General features: G+C 70.2%; 19 protein-coding genes and 1 pseudogene. 15 read left to right on the forward strand and 5 right to left on the reverse strand.

Annotated elements, in window-relative coordinates; translation table 11 throughout:
- Positions 1-47 precede the first annotated feature (47 nt).
- From tig to clpX, 10 genes are all read left to right on the forward strand, one after another.
- Positions 48-1,526, forward strand: a complete 1,479-nt coding sequence (gene tig, locus D8M34_RS01025) for a trigger factor (protein ID WP_126892928.1) — start codon at positions 48-50, stop codon at positions 1,524-1,526.
- 72 nt (positions 1,527-1,598) lie between these two features.
- A complete protein-coding gene (locus D8M34_RS01030) occupies positions 1,599-2,093 on the forward strand; it encodes a tetratricopeptide repeat protein (RefSeq protein ID WP_025105019.1) in 495 nt (164 codons plus the stop codon).
- Positions 2,094-2,174: 81 nt separating this feature from the next.
- Entirely contained in the window at positions 2,175-2,762 is a 588-nt protein-coding gene (locus D8M34_RS01035) for an ATP-dependent Clp protease proteolytic subunit (RefSeq protein WP_025105018.1), read from the forward strand.
- A 17-nt stretch (positions 2,763-2,779) separates the two neighbouring features.
- A complete protein-coding gene (locus tag D8M34_RS01040) occupies positions 2,780-3,421 on the forward strand; it encodes an ATP-dependent Clp protease proteolytic subunit (RefSeq protein ID WP_025105017.1) in 642 nt (213 codons plus the stop codon).
- A 154-nt stretch (positions 3,422-3,575) separates the two neighbouring features.
- Entirely contained in the window at positions 3,576-4,511 is a 936-nt protein-coding gene (locus D8M34_RS01045; protein ID WP_060921184.1) for a sugar-binding transcriptional regulator, read from the forward strand.
- On the forward strand, positions 4,508-5,509 hold the full coding sequence (gene deoC, locus D8M34_RS01050; protein WP_025105015.1) for a deoxyribose-phosphate aldolase: 1,002 nt from the start codon (positions 4,508-4,510) through the stop codon (positions 5,507-5,509). Before D8M34_RS01045 ends, deoC begins: the two co-directional genes overlap by 4 nt.
- 10 nt (positions 5,510-5,519) lie before the next feature.
- Positions 5,520-6,962 carry an aldehyde dehydrogenase family protein gene (locus D8M34_RS01055; protein ID WP_062766778.1) on the forward strand — a complete coding sequence of 481 codons (1,443 nt, stop codon included), beginning with the start codon at positions 5,520-5,522 and terminating at the stop codon, positions 6,960-6,962.
- Positions 6,959-7,810: an aldehyde dehydrogenase family protein gene (locus D8M34_RS01060; protein ID WP_025105013.1), complete on the forward strand. Its 852-nt coding sequence runs from the start codon at positions 6,959-6,961 to the stop codon at positions 7,808-7,810. Before D8M34_RS01055 ends, D8M34_RS01060 begins: the two co-directional genes overlap by 4 nt.
- Before the next feature lie 103 nt (positions 7,811-7,913).
- Entirely contained in the window at positions 7,914-8,438 is a 525-nt protein-coding gene (locus tag D8M34_RS01065; RefSeq protein ID WP_062766775.1) for a hypothetical protein, read from the forward strand.
- A 117-nt stretch (positions 8,439-8,555) separates the two neighbouring features.
- The gene (gene clpX / locus D8M34_RS01070) at positions 8,556-9,824 is read left to right on the forward strand and encodes an ATP-dependent Clp protease ATP-binding subunit ClpX (RefSeq protein ID WP_025105011.1); all 1,269 of its coding nucleotides are present in this window, start codon (positions 8,556-8,558) and stop codon (positions 9,822-9,824) included.
- Positions 9,825-9,832: 8 nt separating this feature from the next.
- Here clpX and D8M34_RS01075 read toward each other — a convergent pair whose 3' ends face one another.
- The 3 genes and pseudogenes from D8M34_RS01075 to D8M34_RS01085 form a co-directional block, all read right to left on the reverse strand.
- Entirely contained in the window at positions 9,833-10,330 is a 498-nt protein-coding gene (locus D8M34_RS01075) for a GyrI-like domain-containing protein (RefSeq protein WP_062766772.1), read from the reverse strand.
- A gap of 19 nt (positions 10,331-10,349) precedes the next feature.
- Positions 10,350-12,397, reverse strand: a pseudogene (locus tag D8M34_RS01080) (M3 family metallopeptidase).
- A gap of 9 nt (positions 12,398-12,406) precedes the next feature.
- The gene (locus D8M34_RS01085) at positions 12,407-13,225 is read right to left on the reverse strand and encodes a LysR substrate-binding domain-containing protein (RefSeq protein WP_342343175.1); all 819 of its coding nucleotides are present in this window, start codon (positions 13,223-13,225) and stop codon (positions 12,407-12,409) included.
- Positions 13,226-13,422: 197 nt separating this feature from the next.
- Here D8M34_RS01085 and tdh point away from each other — a divergent pair, with 197 nt between their 5' ends.
- Genes tdh through D8M34_RS01105 form a run of 4 tightly spaced genes read left to right on the forward strand, consistent with a single transcriptional unit; the run spans position 13,423 to position 16,528 of the window.
- Complete coding sequence (gene tdh, locus D8M34_RS01090) at positions 13,423-14,466, forward strand: L-threonine 3-dehydrogenase (protein ID WP_062766758.1); 1,044 nt, start codon at positions 13,423-13,425, stop codon at positions 14,464-14,466.
- On the forward strand, positions 14,466-15,644 hold the full coding sequence (locus D8M34_RS01095; RefSeq protein WP_062766754.1) for a glycine C-acetyltransferase: 1,179 nt from the start codon (positions 14,466-14,468) through the stop codon (positions 15,642-15,644). Before tdh ends, D8M34_RS01095 begins: the two co-directional genes overlap by 1 nt.
- A 54-nt stretch (positions 15,645-15,698) precedes the next feature.
- Entirely contained in the window at positions 15,699-16,313 is a 615-nt protein-coding gene (locus tag D8M34_RS01100) for an ArsR/SmtB family transcription factor (protein WP_126892929.1), read from the forward strand.
- Positions 16,310-16,528, forward strand: a complete 219-nt coding sequence (locus tag D8M34_RS01105; RefSeq protein WP_126892930.1) for a hypothetical protein — start codon at positions 16,310-16,312, stop codon at positions 16,526-16,528. The genes D8M34_RS01100 and D8M34_RS01105 overlap by 4 nt, the downstream gene beginning before the upstream one ends.
- A gap of 84 nt (positions 16,529-16,612) precedes the next feature.
- Here D8M34_RS01105 and D8M34_RS01110 read toward each other — a convergent pair whose 3' ends face one another.
- Both D8M34_RS01110 and valS read right to left on the reverse strand, forming a co-directional pair.
- The gene (locus tag D8M34_RS01110; RefSeq protein WP_025105004.1) at positions 16,613-16,822 is read right to left on the reverse strand and encodes a hypothetical protein; all 210 of its coding nucleotides are present in this window, start codon (positions 16,820-16,822) and stop codon (positions 16,613-16,615) included.
- Complete coding sequence (gene valS, locus D8M34_RS01115) at positions 16,822-19,416, reverse strand: valine--tRNA ligase (protein WP_126892931.1); 2,595 nt, start codon at positions 19,414-19,416, stop codon at positions 16,822-16,824. The genes D8M34_RS01110 and valS overlap by 1 nt, the downstream gene beginning before the upstream one ends.
- Before the next feature lie 162 nt (positions 19,417-19,578).
- Between valS and D8M34_RS01120 the strand changes: the two genes are divergently transcribed.
- Positions 19,579-20,628 carry a P1 family peptidase gene (locus D8M34_RS01120; protein ID WP_126892932.1) on the forward strand — a complete coding sequence of 350 codons (1,050 nt, stop codon included), beginning with the start codon at positions 19,579-19,581 and terminating at the stop codon, positions 20,626-20,628.
- The last annotated feature ends 17 nt before the right edge of the window (positions 20,629-20,645 follow it).

Here is a 20,645-nt window from a genome sequence, read left to right on the forward strand (position 1 = left end):
CCTTCCAGCCGCGTTCTGCGCGGAAACCACAAGGAGAACACACCAGCATGGCGAACAGCACCGTCGAGAAGCTGACCCCGACCCGGGTCAAGCTCACCATCACGGTCACCCCGGACGACCTCAAGCCCAGCATCGCGCACGCCTACGAGCACATCGCGCGGGACGTCCAGATCCCCGGCTTCCGCAAGGGCAAGGTGCCCGCTCCGATCATCGACCAGCGCATCGGCCGCGGCGCCGTCATCGAGCACGCCGTGAACGAGGGCCTGGACAAGTTCTTCCGCGAGGCGACCGCCGAGCACAAGCTCCGCATCGTCGGCCGCCCGTCGGCCGAGATCACGCAGTGGCCGAACGAGAAGGACTTCTCGGGCGACCTGCTCGTCGACGTCGAGGTCGACGTGCGGCCGGAGATCGAGCTCCCCGACTACGCGGGCATCACCCTCGAGGTCGACGCCGTGGAGGCCGACGAGGCCGCCCTCGACGCCGAGCTGGAGAACATGCGCGCCCGCTTCGGCACCCTCATCCCCGTCGACCGCCCCGCGGCCAAGGGCGACTTCGTCGAGCTGGACCTCGTCGCCACCATCGACGGCGCCGAGATCGACCGCGCCGAGGGCGTCTCCTACGAGATCGGCTCCGGCGAGCTCCTCGAGGGCATCGACGACGCGGTCGAGTCGCTCACCGCCGGTGAGGACACCACCTTCCGCTCCGCCCTCGTCGGCGGCGACCACGCCGGCAAGGAGGCGGAGGTCTCCGTCACCGTCAAGGCCGTCAAGGAGCGCGAGCTTCCCGAGGCCGACGACGAGTTCGCGCAGATCGCGAGCGAGTTCGACACGATCGCCGAGCTGCGCGACAGCCTGCGCGAGCGCGTCGAGCAGCAGGGCGTCTTCACGCAGGGCTCCGCCGCCCGCGACAAGCTCGTCGAGACGCTGCTCGCGCAGATCGAGATCCCGGTCCCGCCGCAGCTCATCGAGGACGAGGTGCACAACCACCTCGAGGGCGAGGGCCGTCTCGAGGACGACGTGCACCGCGCCGAGGTGACCGAGGCCAGCGAGAAGCAGTTCCGCACGCAGGTGCTGCTCGACACGATCGCCGAGCAGGCCGACGTGCAGGTCTCGCAGGAGGAGCTCTCGCAGTACCTCATCCAGTCCGCCGCGCAGTACGGCATGGCGCCGCAGGAGTTCGTCGAGGCGCTGCAGTCCTCGAACCAGCTCCCCGCGCTGGTCGGCGAGGTCGCCCGGAACAAGGCGCTCGCGATCGCCCTGGGCAAGGTCAAGGTCGTGGACACCAACGGCAAGGCCGTCGACCTCTCCGACTTCGTCGTGACCGACGACGAGGCCGAGTCCGAGGACGAGAAGCCCGCCGAGGCCGAGGAGAAGCCGGCCGCGAACAAGAAGGCCCCCGCCAAGAAGGCGGCCGCCAAGAAGGATGCCGACGCGGACGAGAAGCCCGCTGCGGAGAAGAAGCCCGCCGCCAAGAAGCCGGCGGCGAAGAAGGCTCCGGCCAAGAAGGACGCCGACACCGCCGAGTGATCGGCGCGGTCGAGTGAAGAGGGCGGGTGCTGCGGCATCCGCCCTCTTTCTCATCGAGGGAAGGACGACGGGATGACGAGCTGGGACGACCGCATCGAGCAGGTGTGGGCGGAGGCCTCCGGAGAGGAGGTCGGCGACGAGACGATCGCGCGCATCGACGCCCTCGCCGCCGAACGGGGTGCGGACGACGCGAGGGCCGAGTTCGAGCGCGCCGGTGCTCGCGATTCCGCCGGGCGCCCGGCGGAGGCCGTGGAGCTGTACCGCCGCGCCCTGGCGCTCGGCCTCGACGAGGAGCACCGCCCGCAGTGCGTGATCCAGCTCGCGAGCTCGCTGCGCAACCTCGGTGACTACGACGAGGCGCTGCGGGTGATCCGCGCCGAGGAGGAGATCGCGGCGGACGGGCCGTATCGGGACGCGGTCGCGGTGGTGCACGCCCTCATCCTCGCGAGTGCCGGCCGGCCCGCGCAGGGCCTGTCGGTGGCCATCCTCGCGCTCGTCCCGCACCTGCCGCGCTATCACCGGTCGATGACGGCGTACGCGCACGAGATCGCGGGCAGCGACACCTGATATGCCGACGGCGAACACGACCTAGGGGCTGTGCGCGCGCCGGTAGATTCGAATCACTGAAACACGGAAGCAGGAGCTGACATGGCTGAACCCCTCGTCGCGACAAGCGTCTTCGACAGGTTGCTGAAGGACCGCATCATCTGGCTCGGCTCGGAGGTGCGAGACGACAACGCCAACGAGATCTGCGCGAAGATCCTCCTTCTCGCCGCCGAAGACTCCGAGAAGGACATCTACCTCTACATCAACTCGCCCGGCGGCTCGATCACCGCGGGCATGGCGATCTACGACACGATGCAGTTCGTGCCGAACGACATCGTCACCGTCGGCATCGGCATGGCCGCGTCCATGGGCCAGCTGCTGCTGACGAGCGGCACCAAGGGCAAGCGCTACATCACGCCGAACGCCCGCGTGCTGCTGCACCAGCCGCACGGCGGCTTCGGCGGCACCGCGAGCGACATCCAGACCCAGGCGCAGCTCATCCTGTCGATGAAGAAGCGCCTCGCCGAGATCACCGCGTCGCAGACCGGCAAGCCCGTCGAGCAGATCAACGCCGATGGCGACCGCGACCGCTGGTTCACGGCGGAGGAGGCCCTCGAGTACGGCTTCGTCGACCACATCCGCGAGCACGCCAGCGACGTCACCGGCGGCGGCGGCACGGGCGTCGAGTAAGGATTCGAGAGGACACCATGTACACACCCACGTTCCAGTCCGCCGGAAACCTGCCCTCCAGCCGGTATGTGCTGCCGCAGTTCGAGGAGCGCACCGCCTACGGCTTCAAGCGCCAGGACCCGTACAACAAGCTGTTCGAAGACCGCGTGATCTTCCTCGGCGTGCAGGTCGACGACGCGTCGGCCGACGACGTCATGGCACAGCTCCTCGTCCTGGAGAGCCAGGACTCCGAGCGCGACATCACCATGTACATCAACTCGCCCGGTGGCTCGTTCACCGCGATGACGGCGATCTACGACACGATGCAGTACGTCGCGCCGCAGATCCAGACCGTCGTGCTCGGCCAGGCGGCCTCGGCCGCGTCCGTGCTGCTCGCGGCCGGTGCCCCCGGCAAGCGTCTCGCCCTGCCGAATGCGCGCGTGCTGATGCACCAGCCCGCGATGGGGGAGGCCGGCCACGGTCAGGCCTCCGACATCGAGATCCAGGCGGCGGAGATCCTCCGCATGCGCACCTGGCTCGAGGAGACCATGGCCCGTCACACCGGCAAGCCGGTCGAGCAGGTCAACCGCGACATCGATCGCGACAAGATCCTCTCGGCCAACGAGGCGCTGGAGTACGGCATCGTCGACCAGGTGCTCACCTCGCGCAAGCGCGCGTAGTCCGCATCCGCAGAGAAGGACGCCCGTCGAATCGACGGGCGTCCTTCTCGCATCTCCGGCGGATGCGCGCGGGAGGATGGCGGGACTGCGCATATGAGCAGACGGGTGCGCGAACGCTGAATCCGGCCTACCCTGGAGGAGGAAGGAGGACACCGTGGAAGAAGATCTGCTCATGGTCCGGGTCGCCGAGCTGTACTACGACGAGGACAAGACGCAGGACGAGATCGGTGGTCTCCTGAAGATCTCCCGTTGGAAGGTCGGGCGCCTCCTCACGCAGGCGCGTCAGCGCGGCATCGTCCGCATCGAGATCGTCCACCCGCGCGCCCGTCGGCTCGGCCTCGAACGCGAGCTCGTGGAGCGGTTCGGCTTGACCGACGCGGTGGTCGTCCCCTCGCCGGAGGGCGACGAGGGCACCCTGGAGCGCGTCGCTCAGGCGGCGGCCGACTTCCTGACCGCCCTCCGTCCGGTTCCGCGCACGCTCGGCGTGAGCTGGGGCAAGACCCTCCGCGCCGTGGCCGAGGCCCTGCCCGACGGCTGGGCGAACGGCGTCACCGTCGTGCAGCTCAACGGCGGTGTCAGCCTCAACCGGCGCTCGGGAGGGGCCGCAGGACTCGCGGTGACCATCGCCCAGCGCGCGTCCGGCCAGGTCTCGCTGCTGCCGAGCCCCGCGATCCTGGAGCACGTCGAGACGAAGCAGGCCATCGAAGGCGACCGCACCGTCGCGGCCGTGCTGGAGGAGGCGGCGGACGCCCAGGCGTTCCTGTTCACCGCCGGACCGTGCGATGCGACCTCCGCCCACGTCGAGAACGGCTATCTCACGGCCGCCGACGTGGAGGAGCTGGCACGTCGCGGTGCCGTCGGCGACGTCCTCGGGCGCTACGTCGACGCCGAGGGCAACATCGTCGACCCGCAGCTGGACGCCCGCACGGTCGGCGTCTCGCTCGACCGCCTGCGCGGCGCCGCGCGGGCCATCTTCGTGACGGCGGGTCCCGCCAAGCACGACATCGCGCGCACGGTCGTGACCAGCGGCCTGTGCGGGGTCCTGGTGACCGATGAGACCACAGCACGAGCATTGTTGGAGGAACAGTGACGACGACAGAACTCAGCCGCAGGACGGCGGTGGACGTCCTCGGCGGTGAGCCGGACGACGCGACCCTCCGTCGTTTCCTGCACGGCCTCCCCGGCGTGGACGCCGTCGGGCTGGAGCAGCGCGCTGCCGGCCTCGGCACGCGCTCCATCAAGACGACGTCGAAGGCGTGGGCGCTGGACACGATCATCAAGCTGATCGACCTGACCACCCTGGAGGGGGCGGACACCCCTGGCAAGGTCCGTTCGCTCGTCGCCAAGGCGAAGAACCCGGATGCGGCGGATCCGTCCACGCCTCGGGTGGCGGCCGTGTGCGTCTACGGCGACATGGTCGCCGGAGCGGTCGAGGCCCTCGGCAGCCTGCACGGCGACCCCGACGACGGCCTCATCTCGGTCGCCGCGGTGGCCACCGCCTTCCCGAGCGGCCGGTCCTCCCTCGCGATCAAGCTCGCCGACACCGCGGAAGCGGTCGCCGCGGGTGCGGACGAGATCGACATGGTCATCGACCGCGGTGCGTTCCTGTCCGGCCGCTACGGGCTGGTGTTCGATCAGATCGCTCAGGTCAAGGAGGCGTGCCGCCGTGAGGACGGCTCGTACGCCTCGCTCAAGGTGATCCTCGAGACCGGCGAGCTGAACACGTACGACAACATCAAGCGTGCCTCCTGGCTCGGCATCCTCGCCGGCGGCGATTTCATCAAGACCTCGACGGGCAAGGTGCAGCCGGCGGCGACGTTGCCGACCACGCTACTCATGCTGGAGACGGTGCGCGACTGGTATCGCGGGACGGGGGAGCGGATCGGCGTGAAGCCCGCCGGCGGCATCCGCTCGTCGAAGGACGCGGTCAAGTACCTCGTCACCGTCGCCGAGACCGTGGGGGAGGAGTGGCTCCAGCCGCACCTGTTCCGCTTCGGCGCCTCGAGCCTGCTCAACGACGTGCTCCTGCAGCGCCAGAAGCTCACCACCGGCCACTACTCCGGCCCCGACTACGTCACGATCGACTAGGACACCCGACATGTCATTCCTGGAATACGCTCCGGCTCCGGAGTCCACGGCGGTGCTGAACCTCAAGGACAGCTACGGGCTGTTCATCGACGGCGAGTTCGTCGACGGCTCCGGCACCCCCTTCCGCACCATCTCCCCGGCGACGGAGAAGGAGATCGCCGAGATCGCCTCCGCCGACGACGCGGACATCGACCGCGCTGTCGCCGCGGCCCGTCGCGCCTACGACAAGGTCTGGTCGCGCATGAGCGGCCGCGACCGGGGCAAGTACCTGTTCCGCATCGCCCGCCTCGTGCAGGAGCGCGCCCGCGAGCTCGCCGTCGCCGAGAGCCTCGACAACGGCAAGCCCATCAAGGAGAGCCGCGACGTGGACGTGCCCCTCGTCGCGTCCTGGTTCTTCTACTACGCGGGCTGGGCCGACAAGCTCGACTACGCCGGGCTGGGTGCGAACCCGCGTGCTCTGGGTGTCGCCGGTCAGGTCATCCCGTGGAACTTCCCGCTGTTGATGCTCGCGTGGAAGCTCGCGCCCGCGCTGGCGGCCGGGAACACGGTCGTGCTCAAGCCGGCCGAGACCACGCCGCTGACGGCACTGATCTTCGCCGAGATCCTGCAGCAGGCCGATCTCCCCGCCGGTGTCGTGAACATCGTCACCGGAGCCGGGGCGACCGGTGCCGCCCTGGTCCGTCACCCGGACGTCGACAAGGTCGCCTTCACCGGCTCGACGGGTGTGGGTCGCGACATCGCCCGCGCCGTGGCGGGGACGAACAAGAAGCTGACGCTGGAGCTGGGCGGCAAGGCCGCGAACATCGTCTTCGACGACGCGCCGATCGATCAGGCCGTCGAGGGCATCGTCAACGGCATCTTCTTCAACCAGGGCCACGTGTGCTGTGCGGGCAGCCGCCTGCTGGTGCAGGAGTCCATCCATGACGAGGTCGTCGACCGGCTGAAGAACCGGCTGTCGACGCTGCGTCTCGGTGACCCGCTCGACAAGAACACGGACATCGGCGCGATCAACTCCGCCGCGCAGCTCGCCCGTATCCGTGAGCTCAGCGACATCGGCGAGGCCGAGGGTGCCGAGCGCTGGACCGCCGACTGCGCGATCCCGGAGCAGGGCTTCTGGTTCGCTCCGACGATCTTCACCGGCGTCGAGGCCTCGCACCGCATCGCCCGCGACGAGGTCTTCGGGCCGGTGCTGTCGGTCCTCACCTTCCGGACGCCCGCTGAGGCGATCGCCAAGGCCAACAACACCCCGTACGGTCTCTCCGCCGGCATCTGGTCGGACAAGGGCTCGCGCATCCTCGCCGTCGCCGACCGGCTGCGCGCGGGCGTCGTGTGGGCGAACACGTTCAACCGTTTCGACCCGTCGAGCCCGTTCGGCGGCTACAAGGAGTCCGGGTACGGCCGCGAGGGCGGTCGCCAGGGCCTCACCGCCTATCTCAAGGGAGCCGCAGCATGAGCAAGCGACTGACCGTTCCGAAGACCTACAAGCTCGCGATCGGCGGGGCCTTCCCCCGGAGCGAGTCCGGACGCACGTACGAGGTCGTCTCCCGCAAGGGCGCCTTCCTCGCCAACGCCGCCAAGGCCTCCCGCAAGGACGCCCGCGATGCGGTCGTCGCCGCGCGCGCCGCCGTCAAAGGCTGGTCGGGGGCGACGGCCTACAACCGCGGCCAGGTGCTCTACCGGGTCGCCGAGGTCCTGGAAGGGCGTCGCGCGCAGTTCGTCGACGAGATCGTGGCGCAGGAGGGCATCTCGTCCTCGGCGGCCACGGCGCAGGTCGACGAGGCGATCGATCTCTGGGTCTGGTACGCCGGCTGGTGCGACAAGTACGCCCAGGTGGCGGGAAACGCGAACCCCGTCTCCGGTCCGTACTTCAACATCTCGGTGCCCGAGCCCACCGGTGTGGTCGCCATCGTGGCCCCGCAGGACTCGGCGCTGCTCGGCCTGGTGTCGGTGGTCGCCCCGGCCCTCGTCGCCGGGAACACCGTCGTCGTGGTCGCGAGCGAGCAGTACCCGCTCTCCGCGATCAGTCTCGCCGAGGTGCTCGCGACCAGTGACGTGCCAGGGGGCGTGGTGAACGTGCTCACCGGCTCGCCGGCGGAGATCGCGCCGTGGCTCGCCTCGCACCAGGATGTGAACGCCCTCGATCTCGCCGGCGCGGGCGCGCTGGAGTGGGTCGACATGCAGATCGCCGCGGCGGAGACGCTGAAGCGCGTGCTCGCCCCCGGCGACGTGGTGGCCTCGCCGGAGCGGATCGCCGCGTTCACCGAGGTCAAGACGGTCTGGCACACCAAGAGCATGGTCTGACGACACGTCAGGATGACCGAGGGCCCCGTCGCGCACCGCGCGGCGGGGCCCTCGTCGTGCGGGCAGCGTGCGGGTGACGCCGGTGCTGTGGTTTCATGGCGGCATGATGGCGATCTCCGGCGTCCGCGCCCGCCCCGGGCGAGTGACGCTCGTGCTGGCGGCGATCCTGCTTCTCGGCGGCTGCGCTGCGGCGCCGGCCGACGTCGCCGCCGGAGAGCCGACGCCGACCGTGACGCCCACCGCCGCCTGCCCGCAGGTGGACGGCGCCGAGCTTCCGCCGGAGTGCGCGCCGTACGACCCGGAACACGCGATGGAGCAGAACGACCGACATCGTGAGCGGATGGACATGTCGGCCGAGGCACGGGCGGCCGCCGAGCAGCCGGTGGCGGATCTCCGCGTGCGTCTCGAAGCGCTGCGCACGGAGAGCGCGATCTCCGTGATCGCCGTCCAGGACGCCTTGCGCGAGGCCGGCCTCGTCCATCACGTCGCCCGGGGAGATGCGCGCGCGGTGGCGTTCGGGGCCGACGGTCCGGAGGGCGGCTGTGTCTTCGGGGAACTGCGTCCCGACGAGGTCCGTGTCGAGGTCGGCGGATACATCATGGACGGCGGCTGCCTCCCCGCGGAATGACGGTGGAGGCACCGTCGTCCGCCGGACCCGCCGAACGACTCGTCGCCAATGCGGCCCGGTGTCGTATGCAGCGGTTAGGCTCGAAGAACGATCCTGATCCCCCCGAGGAGGACGCGCATGGCCCGCATCGGTGAAAGCGCTGACCTGTTCAAGTGCTCTTTCTGCGGAAAGAGCCAGAAGCAGGTGCAGCAGCTCATCGCCGGACCCGGCGTGTACATCTGCGACGAGTGCGTCGAGCTCTGCAACGAGATCATCGAAGAGCGCATGGCGGAGTCGTCTGCCGAGGGCGTCGCCGAGTTCGAGCTGCCGAAGCCCCGCGAGATCTTCACGTTCCTCGAGGAGTACGTCGTCGGACAGGAGCCCGCGAAGCGTGCGCTGTCCGTCGCCGTCTACAACCACTACAAGCGCGTGCGCGCTCACGGCACCCTGCAGCCTGCTGAGCAGAAGGCCGAAGAGGTCGAGATCGCCAAGAGCAACATCCTGCTCATCGGACCCACGGGCTGCGGCAAGACCTACCTGGCGCAGACGCTCGCCAAGCGCCTCAACGTGCCGTTCGCCGTCGCCGACGCGACGGCACTGACCGAGGCGGGCTACGTCGGCGAAGACGTCGAGAACATCCTCCTCAAGCTCATCCAGGCCGCCGACTACGACGTGAAGCGCGCCGAGCAGGGCATCATCTACATCGACGAGGTCGACAAGATCGCCCGCAAGGCCGAGAACCCGTCGATCACCCGCGACGTGTCGGGCGAGGGCGTGCAGCAGGCGCTGCTGAAGATCATCGAGGGCACGGTCGCCTCGGTGCCGCCGCAGGGTGGTCGCAAGCACCCGCACCAGGAGTTCCTGCAGATCGACACCTCGAACGTGCTCTTCATCGTGGCCGGCGCCTTCGCCGGTCTGGAGGACATCGTCTCGGCGCGCGTGGGCAAGCACGGTGTCGGCTTCGGTGCTCCGCTGCACGACAAGGGCAAGGACCTCGACCTGTTCAGCGAGGTGCTCCCGGAAGACCTCCACAAGTTCGGTCTCATCCCGGAGTTCATCGGTCGTCTGCCCGTCGTGACGAACGTGTCACCGCTCGACCAGGCCGCCCTCATCGACATCCTCACCGGTCCGCGCAACGCCCTCGTCAAGCAGTATCAGCGCATGTTCGAGCTGGACGGCGTCCAGCTCGAGTTCGAGGAGGACGCGCTGCGATCGATCGCCGACCTCGCCGTCGAGCGCAAGACCGGTGCCCGCGGACTCCGTGCCATCCTCGAGGACGTGCTCGGTCCGGTGATGTTCGAGATCCCCTCTGCCGAAGACGTCGCGAAGGTGATCATCACCCGTGCCGCCGTCGACGAGGGCGCCCCGCCCACCATCGTGATGGAGCGCAAGCGCAAGAGCGCCTGAACGCCTGCTCAGGCCACGGGCATGAGCAGGTCCGTGCGGAGCTCGTCGGGATCGACACCGGGGCCCGAGACGTAGACCTCGATCCAGACGCCGCGCGGGTGCAGCCCCGCCTCCGCGGCGCGCGCGACCAGCCCGGCCCACCCGGCACCGAGACCGTCGTACGAACCGAAGACGCTGCTCGCGACGGCCTGCCCGGTCGGCAGGGTCGAGGGGATGATGGCTGCCCCGTCGCCCGTGGCGATCGGGTCGGACGGTGGGGCCTGCACGGGGAAGCCGAGCTCCAGGTCGAACACGCCCATCGGATCGCCGTGGTAGATCGCGAGCGCCGGGCCGGCCGGAATCAGGGTGCCCGCAGCGAAGGCGGCACCGATCGCCGCGTATCCGGAGTCGAAGGCATCGCGGAGGTCGGCGATCCGGATGCCCTCATGGCGGATGACGGCCAGGGGTACGGCGCCCAGCTCCAGGGTGTCTGCGGGGCCGAACGGAGCGTCGGCGAATGCGTCCATGCGCTCAGGGTCTCACGACTCAGGAATCGAGTCCACGGCGTTTCAGGAGCGGCTCGATCTCGGCGTCCCGACCGCGGAAGTCGCGGTAGGCGGCCAGCGGGTCCTTCGAGCCGCCGACGCCGAGCAGCCGGTCGCGGAAGCGGTCTCCATTGGTGCGGGTGAGGCCGCCGTTCTCCCGGAACCACTCCACGGTGTCGGCGTCGAGCACCTCACTCCAGATGTACGAGTAGTACCCGGCGCTGTAGCCGCCGGAGAAGACGTGGGCGAAGTAGGTGGAGGAGTACCGGGTCGGGACGGCGGGGTCGTCGAGGCCGATGTCCGCCAGCGCGGCCGCCTCGAAGCCTGCGACATCGTCCACTGTGTCCTCGGCGGAGAGTCGGTGCCACGCCTGATCCAGCCACGCCGCGGCGAGATACTCGCTGGTCGCGTGCCCCTGGTCGAAGGTCGCAGTCGCCCGCAGCCGCTCCACGATGGCGGGATCCAGCGGCTCGCCGGTCTCGTGGTGCCGGGCGTAGTGGTCGAGGACCTCGGGCCAGAGGATCCACATCTCGTTCACCTGGCTCGGGAACTCGACGAAGTCGCGGAACACGTTGGTCCCGGCGAAGTGCGGGTAGGTCACCGTGGCGAACAGGCCGTGCAGAGCGTGCCCGAACTCGTGGAACAGCGTCGTCACCTCGTCGAGCGTCAGCAACGTGGGCTCGCCGTCCCCGGGCTGCGGGACGTTGAGGTTGTTGACCACGACCGGGGCGCTGCCGCGCAGACCGGACTGGCTGACGATCGCGTTCATCCAGGCGCCGCCGCGCTTGGAGTCGCGGGTGTAGAGGTCGAGCACGTAGAGCCCGAGCGGGGAGTCGTCGGCAGTGCGCACCTCGAAGACGCGGGCCTGCGGGTGGTAGGCCGCGAGGTCGTGTCGTTCATGGAAGGTCACCCCGTACAGGCGGGTCGCCGCGAAGAACACGCCGTCCTGCAGCACGCGCTCCGCCTCGAACCAGGGGCGCAGGGCGGCGGTGTCGATGTCGTAGCGGGCGGTGCGCACGCGCTCGGTGTAGAACGCCCAGTCATGGGCCTCCACGGGGAAAGGCTCCGGTTCGGTCTCGTCGACGATGGCCTGGAGCGCGTCCCGTTCGGCGCGGGCGTTGCGCGCGGAGGGCGCGGCCAGTCGTCGCAGCATCCGCTCGACGGCCTCGGGGGAGCCCGCCGTCTCGTCGGCGGTGACGTAGGCGGCGTGCGAGGCGTAGCCGAGGAGGCGCGCGCGCTCGGCGCGGAGGCGCACGATCTCGCGCAGCACCGGACGGTTGTCGTTGCCGTTGTCCCGCGAGCCCCGCGCGCGGGACGCCGCCATGATCCGGCGACGGGATTCCCGCACCGCGAGCCGGGCGAGCGCCGGATGGCCGGTGAACAGCGGCAGGGTGAGTAGCGGCCGTCGAGCCCGCGGTCGGCCGCGGCGCGTGCGGCGGCGGACAGCTCACCCGGGCTCAGGCCCTCCAGGTCGGCCGCGGCGTCGAAGACCACGGCGAGGTCGTTCGTATCGCTCAGCAGGTTCCGCTCGAACGTGTTCGTGAGCACCGACAGCTTCTGGTTCAGAGCCGTGAGCTGCGCCTTCACCTCGTCGTCGAGCGCGGCGCCGGCATGCGTCATCTCGCGGTGGTAGCGCTCCACGAGATACCGCTGCTCGGGATCGAGGTCGAGCGCCTCGCGCTGCTCGTACACGTGGGCCACGCGCGCGTAGAGGGCCGCATCGAGCGTGATCGCGTCCTGGTGGGCGGCCATGAGTGGCGCGAGCTCCTCGTCGATCTCCTGGATCTCCGGCGTGGCATCGGCGGAGCTCACCGTGTAGAACGCGTGCGCCACTCGGTCGAGGAGCGCGCCGGACCTCTCCAGCGCCTCGAGGGTGTTCTCGAACGTCGGCATCGACCGCACGCGGGTGATGTTCGCGACCTCGGCGAGCTGCTCCGCGAACCCGGCGCGGAAGGCGGGGAGGTAGTGCTCCGGACGGATGGCCCGATAGTCCGGGAGCCCGAAGGGGAGGGTCGACGGCTGCAGCAGCGGGTTCGTGGCGTCGCTCATCCTCCGAGCCTAGCCATCGCCGTCCCCGGAACGCTCCGCGCTCAGACGGGTCATCACCTCTCGCAGGGCATCGACGACGACACGGACCGAGCGGCGGCGCAGGTTCTCCGGTCGTGCCAGGACGTCGATCATGCGGTGCGTGCTCACGCCTCGGAGCGGGATGCGCACGATGGCGCGATCGTCCACGCTGCGCGAGGTGAACCGGGGAAGCATCCCCAGGACGCCGCCGGCCGCGACCACCGCCGACACCGCACCGTAGTCGTTGATACGGTGCCGGACCTCGACCGGGCGGCGGGCGACGGCGGCGACGGCGCGGAGCACGTCGTCGGGGGAGTACCCCACACGGCTCGTCACCCACTGCTCGTCGGCGATCTCGTCCGGCGAGAGGGTGCGGCGACCGGCGAGAGGGTGCTCGGCGGAGACGGCGACGTCCAGAGGCTCGCGGACGAGACCCACGGCGCGGACACCCTCGGTCGGCCACGGCGCGGAGTGCTCCATCCGATGGGCGAGGACGAGGTCGTACCGCGCGGTGAGCCCGGGGAACTCGCTCTGCGCGACGTCCTCGTCCGTGAGACGCACGGTCGGGGCGTGCTCCTTGCCGGACAGCTCCCGCACGAGTGGGCCGAAGAGCGCCTGACCGACGCTGTGGAAGCCGCTGATGCTCACCTCTCCCGTCGCCGCGCCCTCGAAGTCGTCCAGGGCGTGGCGCGCCGCCGCCATCGCGTCGATGGCCTCGGCTCCGGCTGCTGCCAGGACCTCGCCAGCGGCGGTCAGCACGAGGGTACGGCCCTGGCGACGGGTGAGCGGGGCCGGGAAGGAGCGCTGCAGTGCGGCGAGCTGCTGCGAGACCGCGGAGGGGGTGACCCGGAGCGCCTCGGCGACGGCGGTCGCGCGCTTCCCAGCGCTCCGAGTTCGCGGAGGATCTGGAGCTGGTGGAGTTCCACGAAGACAGTTTAGTCCTTGCTACAGGGAGGATGCAGAAGATGCCGATTGTTCTACAGCAACGGATGCGATGAGATCAGAGCATGAGAGCTCTGTTCAAGGAGGAACCCGGCGCCGGCCTCGCGCTCGTGGAGCGTCCCGACCCCGTCGCGGGTCCCGGCGAGGTCGTCATCCGTGTCCTCCGCACCGGCGTCTGCGGAACCGATCTGCACATCCGGCGATGGGACGACTGGGCGGCCTCCGCGATCGCCGCGCCTCTCATCCCGGGACACGAGTTCTACGGGGAAGTCGTCGAGGTCGGGCCGCTCGTCCACGACATCGCGGTCGGCGACCGGGTGTCCGGCGAGGGACACATCGTCTGCGGCACCTGCCGGAACTGTCGTGCCGGGCGGCGGCAGATGTGCATCCGCACGATCGGACTCGGGCTGCAGCGCGACGGCGCCTTCGCCGAGTACCTCTCGCTGCCGGCGACGAACGTGTGGGTCCACCACGCCGAGGTCACCCCGGAGCTCGGCGCGATCTTCGACCCGCTCGGCAACGCCGTGCACACCGCCCTCCGCTTCCCGCTCGTCGGCGAGGACGTGCTCGTCACCGGGTGCGGTCCGATCGGCCTGATGGCGATCGCCGTCGCCCGGCATGCGGGCGCCCGCTTCATCGTCGGGACCGACGTGAGCGCGCCGCGCCTGGAGATGGCGCGCGGGATGGGAGCCGACGAGGTCGTCGACGTCTCCCGCCAGGAGATCCGCGACGCGCAGCGGGCGCTCGGCATGCGCGAGGGTTTCGACATCGGCTTCGAGATGAGCGGCGCGGCGTCGGCGCTCCCGGCGATGATCGACAACATGAACCACGGCGGACGCATCGCCATGCTCGGGCTGCCGTCGACCGGGTTCGACATCGACTGGGGCAAGCTCGTCACGCACATGCTCACGATCACCGGGATCTACGGTCGCGAGATGTTCGAGACGTGGAACGCCATGGGCGCGATGCTCCAGACGAGTGCGACGTTGCGTGAAGCGATCGGCCGGGTGATCGCTGAGGTCGTACCGGCGCGCGACTGGGAGCGCGGATTCGCGGCGGCGGAGTCCGCCGGCACGGGCAAGATCATCCTCGACTGGACGGAGCTGTGATGTACGCGACCTTCAAGGACCATGTGGCGCAGGAGCTGGCGGGAATCGAGGAGGCGGGGCTCACCAAGCGCGAGCGCGGCATCCGCGGACCGCAGCGGGCGGAGATCACGGCCGACGGCGCCGAGGTGCTCAACTTCTGCGCCAACAACTACCTGGGGCTGGCCGACGACCCGCGAATCCTCGCTGCGGCCCGGACGGCCCTGGACGAGTGGGGGTACGGGCTCGCGAGCGTCCGCTTCATCTGCGGCACGCAGGAGCAGCACCTCGAACTGGAGCGTCGGCTCGCGGACTTCCTCGGCACCGATGACGCGATCCTCTACTCCTCCTGCTTCGACGCGAACGGCGGTGTCTTCGAGACGCTGTTCTCCGCCGAGGACGCGATCATCTCGGACGAGTTGAACCACGCGTCCATCATCGACGGGATCCGGCTGTCCAAGGCGCGCCGGCTCCGGTACCGCAATCGCGACATGGCGGATCTGGAGGAGCAGCTGCGGGCGGCCGCCGATGCCCGGTTCCGCGTGATCGTGACCGACGGTGTCTTCTCGATGGACGGCTACATCGCCCCGCTGGCCGAGATCTGCGACCTGGCGGAACGCTACGACGCGCTCGTCTTCGTGGACGATTCGCACGCGGTCGGCTTCGTCGGCGAGAACGGACGCGGGACGCCGGAGCTGTGCGGCGTCGCGGATCGCGTGGACATCTACACCGGCACGTTCGGCAAGGCACTGGGCGGCGCCTCCGGCGGGTACGTCGCCTCGCACGCGGAGATCGTCGCGCTGCTGCGTCAGCGCTCCCGCCCGTACCTGTTCTCGAACACCCTGGCTCCGGCCATCGTGGCCGGCACGCTGACCGCGCTCGACCTGGTCGAGGGATCGGCCGACCTCCGGGCGCGATTGCGCGACAACGCGGCCCTGTTCCGCGCCCGGATGGCGGAGGAGGGGTTCGACCTGCTTCCGGGCGAGCACCCGATCGTACCCGTCATGTTCGGCGATGCCGGTCTCACAGCCCGAATCGCCACGGCGATGCAGGACCAGGGCGTGTACGTGACCGCGTTCAGCTTTCCCGTGGTGCCCCGCGGGAAGGCGCGGATCCGGGTGCAGCTTTCCGCCGCGCACACCCCCGACCAGGTGGAGCGGTGCGTGGCGGCCTTCGTCGCGGCCCGGGATTCCGTGAGCTGACCGTATGCAAAGAAACGCTTGCAAAGAGTTGTTTGCAAGCGTATCTTTGCATTCATGACGAACGAGACGCAGGTACGGACGCTGGATGCGGGGGCGCTCAAGGCGCTCGCCCATCCGCTGCGGGTCAGGATCTTCGATCTGCTCGCCTCTCGCGGTCCTCAGACGGCCAGCTCTCTCGCGGCGCTCGTGGGGGAGACCTCGGGATCCACCAGCTACCACCTCCGCGCCCTCGCCGCCCACGACCTCATCCGCGAGGTGGAAGGCCGGGGCACGGCACGGGAGCGATGGTGGGAGCGTCCGAAGGGCCGGATCGACGTGCCGGGGCCGGACGAGCAGATGTCGCCGGCGAACCGCGCTGCGGCGCAGATCGTGACCTCGGAGTTCTTCCGACTCCGGCACGAGACGCTGATGCGGTACCTCAACCGCCCGGAGTCCGAGGTCCCCGAGGGCTGGCGCGACGTGGGCGTGACGATCACCACGCACCTGGACATGACCGCGGAGCAGGCGATGTCGCTGCGGGCCGAGCTGGAGGCGGTCGTGGAGAAGGCGATCGCGCAGTACCGCGGTCAGGAGGGGCCCGACGTGCGCCGCGTCTCCCTCCGTGCCGAGATCTTCGATCTGCCGACACCGGACGGTGCGGCCACGACCGAGACGACGGAGGCATCATGACCGCCGCGACCCTGCACCTCGTCCATCCCACGCGGACGGAGCGCGGCCTGCTGCGCCTCGCCGACCGGGTCACCGCCATGATCGAGCACCGGATCGAGCGTCGCGCACAGCGGCGGACCCTCGCCCTCGACCTCCTCCGCGAACAGCAGGCCCGTCGCCACGACCCGCACGCCGTGGATCATCTCCTCGCGCAGCTCGGAGCCCCGCGCCGCTGACCCGAGACCCCGGGAACGCGTCGAGACCCCCTCCTTCCCGCGCGGGAAGGAGGGGGTCTCGACGATGAAGCGGGGTCTCGGCGATCAGAAGGGGCGGGCGATGACCTCGCCGGAGGGGGTCTGGAGGACCTCCCAGCCGGCGTCGAGCTCGGCGATCGCGCGGCCCTCGAGCCAGGTGAGGGTCCAGTGGCCGGTGAGGCCCTGGGACTCGACCTCGGCGATGGCGGGACGCAGCGCCTCGGGAACCGACGCGGGCGGCTGAGCACCCGTGGCCCACCGCGTGCCGAGCTGCATCAGGAGGCCTCGACCGGGGCGAGCTCGATCGCGGTGACCGCGAACTCCTCCGCCTCGGTGATCTCGAGCTCGGCGATGCGGCCGACCGCGCGGAGGTCGTCCGCTGCGGCGCGCAGGGCCTCGACCTTCGCGGCGGGAGCGGCGATGGCGGCACGGGAGACCGGGGTCTTCTGCGATGCCTTCGCCTCGGTCTTCGCGCGCCGGATGCCGATGAGCGCCTCGCTCGCGGCGGCCAGCACGGCCGGGTCGCCCTCGATGCCGAGCTCCTCGGGCCACGCAGCCGTATGCACGGAGCCCTCCTCGAACCAGGACCACGCCTCCTCCGTGGCGAAGGAGAGCACCGGGGCGAGCAGCCGGAGCAGCGTGGACAGCGCCAGACGCAGCGCGAGGGCGGCCGAGGCCTGGCCCACGTCGTTCTGGTTGTAGGCGCGCTCCTTCACGAGCTCCAGGTAGTCGTCGCAGAAGGTCCAGAAGAACGCCTCGGTCAGCTCCAGCGCCCGCGCCGCGTCATACCGGTCGAAGGCCGCGGTCGCCTCGGCCACCACGCCGTCGAGTGCCGTGAGCATCGAGGCGTCGAGCGCGTGCGTCACCTGAGCGCCCTCGGGCACGGGGAACGACAGCACGAACTTGGCGGCGTTGAGCACCTTGATCGCGAGACGCCGGCCGATCTTCACCTGGGTCGGGTTCTGCGGGTCGAAGGCCGCGTCCATGCCGAGGCGGCTCGACGCCGCCCAGTACCGCACCGCGTCTGAGCCGTGGGCGTCGAGCACGTCGGCCGGGGTGACCACGTTGCCCTTCGACTTCGACATCTTCTTGCGGTCGGGGTCGACGATGAAGCCCGAGATGGCGGCGTTCTTCCACGGGGCGCGGCCGTCTTCGAGCGTGGAGCGCAGCATGGTCGAGAAGAGCCAGGTGCGGATGATGTCCTGTCCCTGCGGGCGCAGGTCGAACGGAGCGGTGAGCTGCCACAGCTCCTCGTCGCGCTGCCAGCCGCCCGCGAGCTGCGGGGTCAGCGACGAGGTCGCCCACGTGTCGAGGATGTCGGCCTCGGCGTCGAACCCGCCCGGCACGCCGCGCTGGGCCTCGGTGTAGCCGAACGGCACATCCGTGGTGGGGTCGATGGGCAGCGCGGCCGCATCCGGGGTGAGCACGCGGTCGTAGTCGCGCTCCCCGTTCTCGTCCAGCGCATACCAGAGCGGGATCGGCACACCGAAGAACCGCTGCCGGGACACGAGCCAGTCGCCCGTGAGGCCGCCGACCCAGTTCTCGTAGCGGACCCGCATGAAGTCGGGGTGCCACGCCAGCTCGGTACCGTGCGCGAGGAGCTGATCGCGCAGCTCCCCGTCGCGGGCGCCGTTGCGGATGTACCACTGTCGGGTCGAGACGATCTCGAGCGGGCGGTCGCCCTTCTCGAAGAACTTCACGGCGTGCTGGAAGGGCTTGCCGACGGCGGTCATGTCGCCGGTCTCCTGCAGCTTCTCCACGATCGCCTTGCGGGCGCTGAAGACGGTCTTGCCCGCCACGTTCTCCGCGTACCAGGCGCGTGCGTCGGCGTCGGTCACGATCGACGGGGCTTCGGCCAGGAAGCGGCCGTCGAGACCGATCGTCGTCATGTTCGGCAGGGACTCGCCGGCGGCGGTGCGCAGCTCTCGCCACCAGATGATGTCGGTCACGTCGCCGAAGGTGCAGACCATGGCCGCGCCTGTGCCCTTGTCGGGCTGGGCGAGGTGGTGGCCGTGGATCTCGATCTCGGCGCCGAAGTAGGGCGTGCGGACCTTGGTGCCGATGAGGTGCTTGTGCGGTCCCTCGGGGTGGGTCACGATCGCGATGCACGCGGGGAGGAGCTCCGGGCGCGTGGTGTCGATCGCGATGGAGCCGGAGCCGTCCGCGAAGGGGAACTCGATCGTGTGGTACGCGGCCTGCTGGTCGCGGTCCTCGAGCTCGGCCTGCGCGATCGCGGAACGGAAGTCGATGTCCCACAGCGTCGGCGCGAGGGCCTGGTACGCCTCGCCGCGCTCGATGTTGCGGAGGAAGGCGAGCTGGCTCTGCCGGATCGTGTCGTCGGAGATGGTGCGGTAGGTCTGCGTCCAGTCCACGCTCAGCCCGAGCTGACGGAACAGCGCCTCGAACTGCTTCTCGTCCTCGATCGTGAGGCGCTCGCACAGCTCGATGAAGTTGCGGCGGCTGATCGGCTGCTGGTCGGCGGCCCGGCTCGACTTGTTGTCGCCGCCCTCGAACGGCGGGGTGAAGTCGGCGTCGTAGGGGAGCGAGGGGTCGCAGCGCACGCCGTAGTAGTTCTGCACGCGGCGCTCGGTGGGCAGGCCGTTGTCGTCCCAGCCCATCGGGTAGAACACGGTCTTGCCGCGCATGCGCTCATACCGAGCCTTGACGTCGGTGTGCGTGTAGGAGAACACGTGACCGATGTGGAGGCTGCCCGAGGCGGTGGGCGGCGGGGTGTCGATCGAGTAGACGCCCTCACGACCGAGCTCGGCGGCGCGCAGACGGTCGAACAGGTATGTGCCCTGCTCCGCCCAGGCGGCGTCCCACTTCGCTTCGAGACCTTCGAGTGCGGGCTTGTCGGGAATGGCGGACATGGAGGTCTCCTCGAGCGATGTATGCGGCACTGTGTGAGCGTGCCTGAGTGTGGGTGGTGCCGCCCAGTCTATCGAGCGCACGGGCGGGGCGCTCGACCCGGCGGAGCCTCCGGCGCGGCGCGGCGCTGCGGGCGGTCCCTCCGACGCTGGAAGGATCGGAGCATGACACCGCCGTCGTCCTCGTCCTCCCGTCCCCGTCTCGCCGACCTCGGTGTGCCGTCCGGAGCCTTCCCGCGCGGCGCGGAGAATGCGATCACCGACGTCCCCGGTGTGCGGGTGGGGCATGCCACGCTGCACGGCGACGGTCTGCACACGGGAGTGACGGCGATCGTCCCCGACGCCCTCACCGCCGAGCGTCGGAGCCTTCCCGCGAACCTCTCCGTGGGCAACGGCTACGGCAAGCTCGTCGGCGCCACACAGCTCCGGGAGCTCGGGGCGCTGGAGACGCCGATCCTGCTGACCTCGACGCTGTCCGTGTTCCGCGTCGCGGACGCGCTGCTCGGGCATCTGCTGGCGACGCCGGCGCACGCACGGACGACCACGCTGAACCCGGTGGTGGGCGAGACGAACGACGGATTCCTCTCCGATATCCGACGGCGCGCCGTGGGGGAGGAGCAGGTGGCGGCGGCCCTGGCCGCGGCCGCTCCGGGAGCGGTCGCCGAGGGAGGTGTGGGCGCCGGTGCCGGGACCGTCGCCCTCGGGTACAAGGGCGGCATCGGCACGGCATCGCGGCTGGTCGAGGTCGCGGGGCGGTCGGCCACGGTCGGCGTCCTCGTGCAGACGAACTTCAGCGGCACGCTGCGGATCGCCGGCGTCCCGCTGCCCGCGGAGGAGCTCCTCGCCGATGCTCCGGCACAGCCCGTCGGCAATTCCTGCATGATCGTCGTCGCGACGGACGCCCCCGTCGACGGGCGGCAGCTCGGCCGCGTGGCCAACCGGGCCGTGTTCGCGATGCGCGGTGTCGGCGCCGACTATGCGCAGGGCAGCGGCGACTACGCGATCGCCTTCTCGGTGCACGACCCGGCGGACGGCGGTACGGCGGCGGACGACGAGCTCTCGCCGCTCTTCGCCGCGACGATGGACGCGGTCGAGGAAGCCCTGGTCAACTCGGTGCTCGCCGCGGAGACCATCGTAGGCCCCGAGGGGCGGACGGCGCACGCGGTGCCGATCGACCGGGTGCGGGAACGCCTGGCCCGCGCCGGGGTCGTCTGAGCCGCGTTCACAACTCA

It is taken from the genome of Microbacterium sp. HSID17254, from assembly GCF_003989315.1.
Taxonomy (GTDB): domain Bacteria; phylum Actinomycetota; class Actinomycetes; order Actinomycetales; family Microbacteriaceae; genus Microbacterium.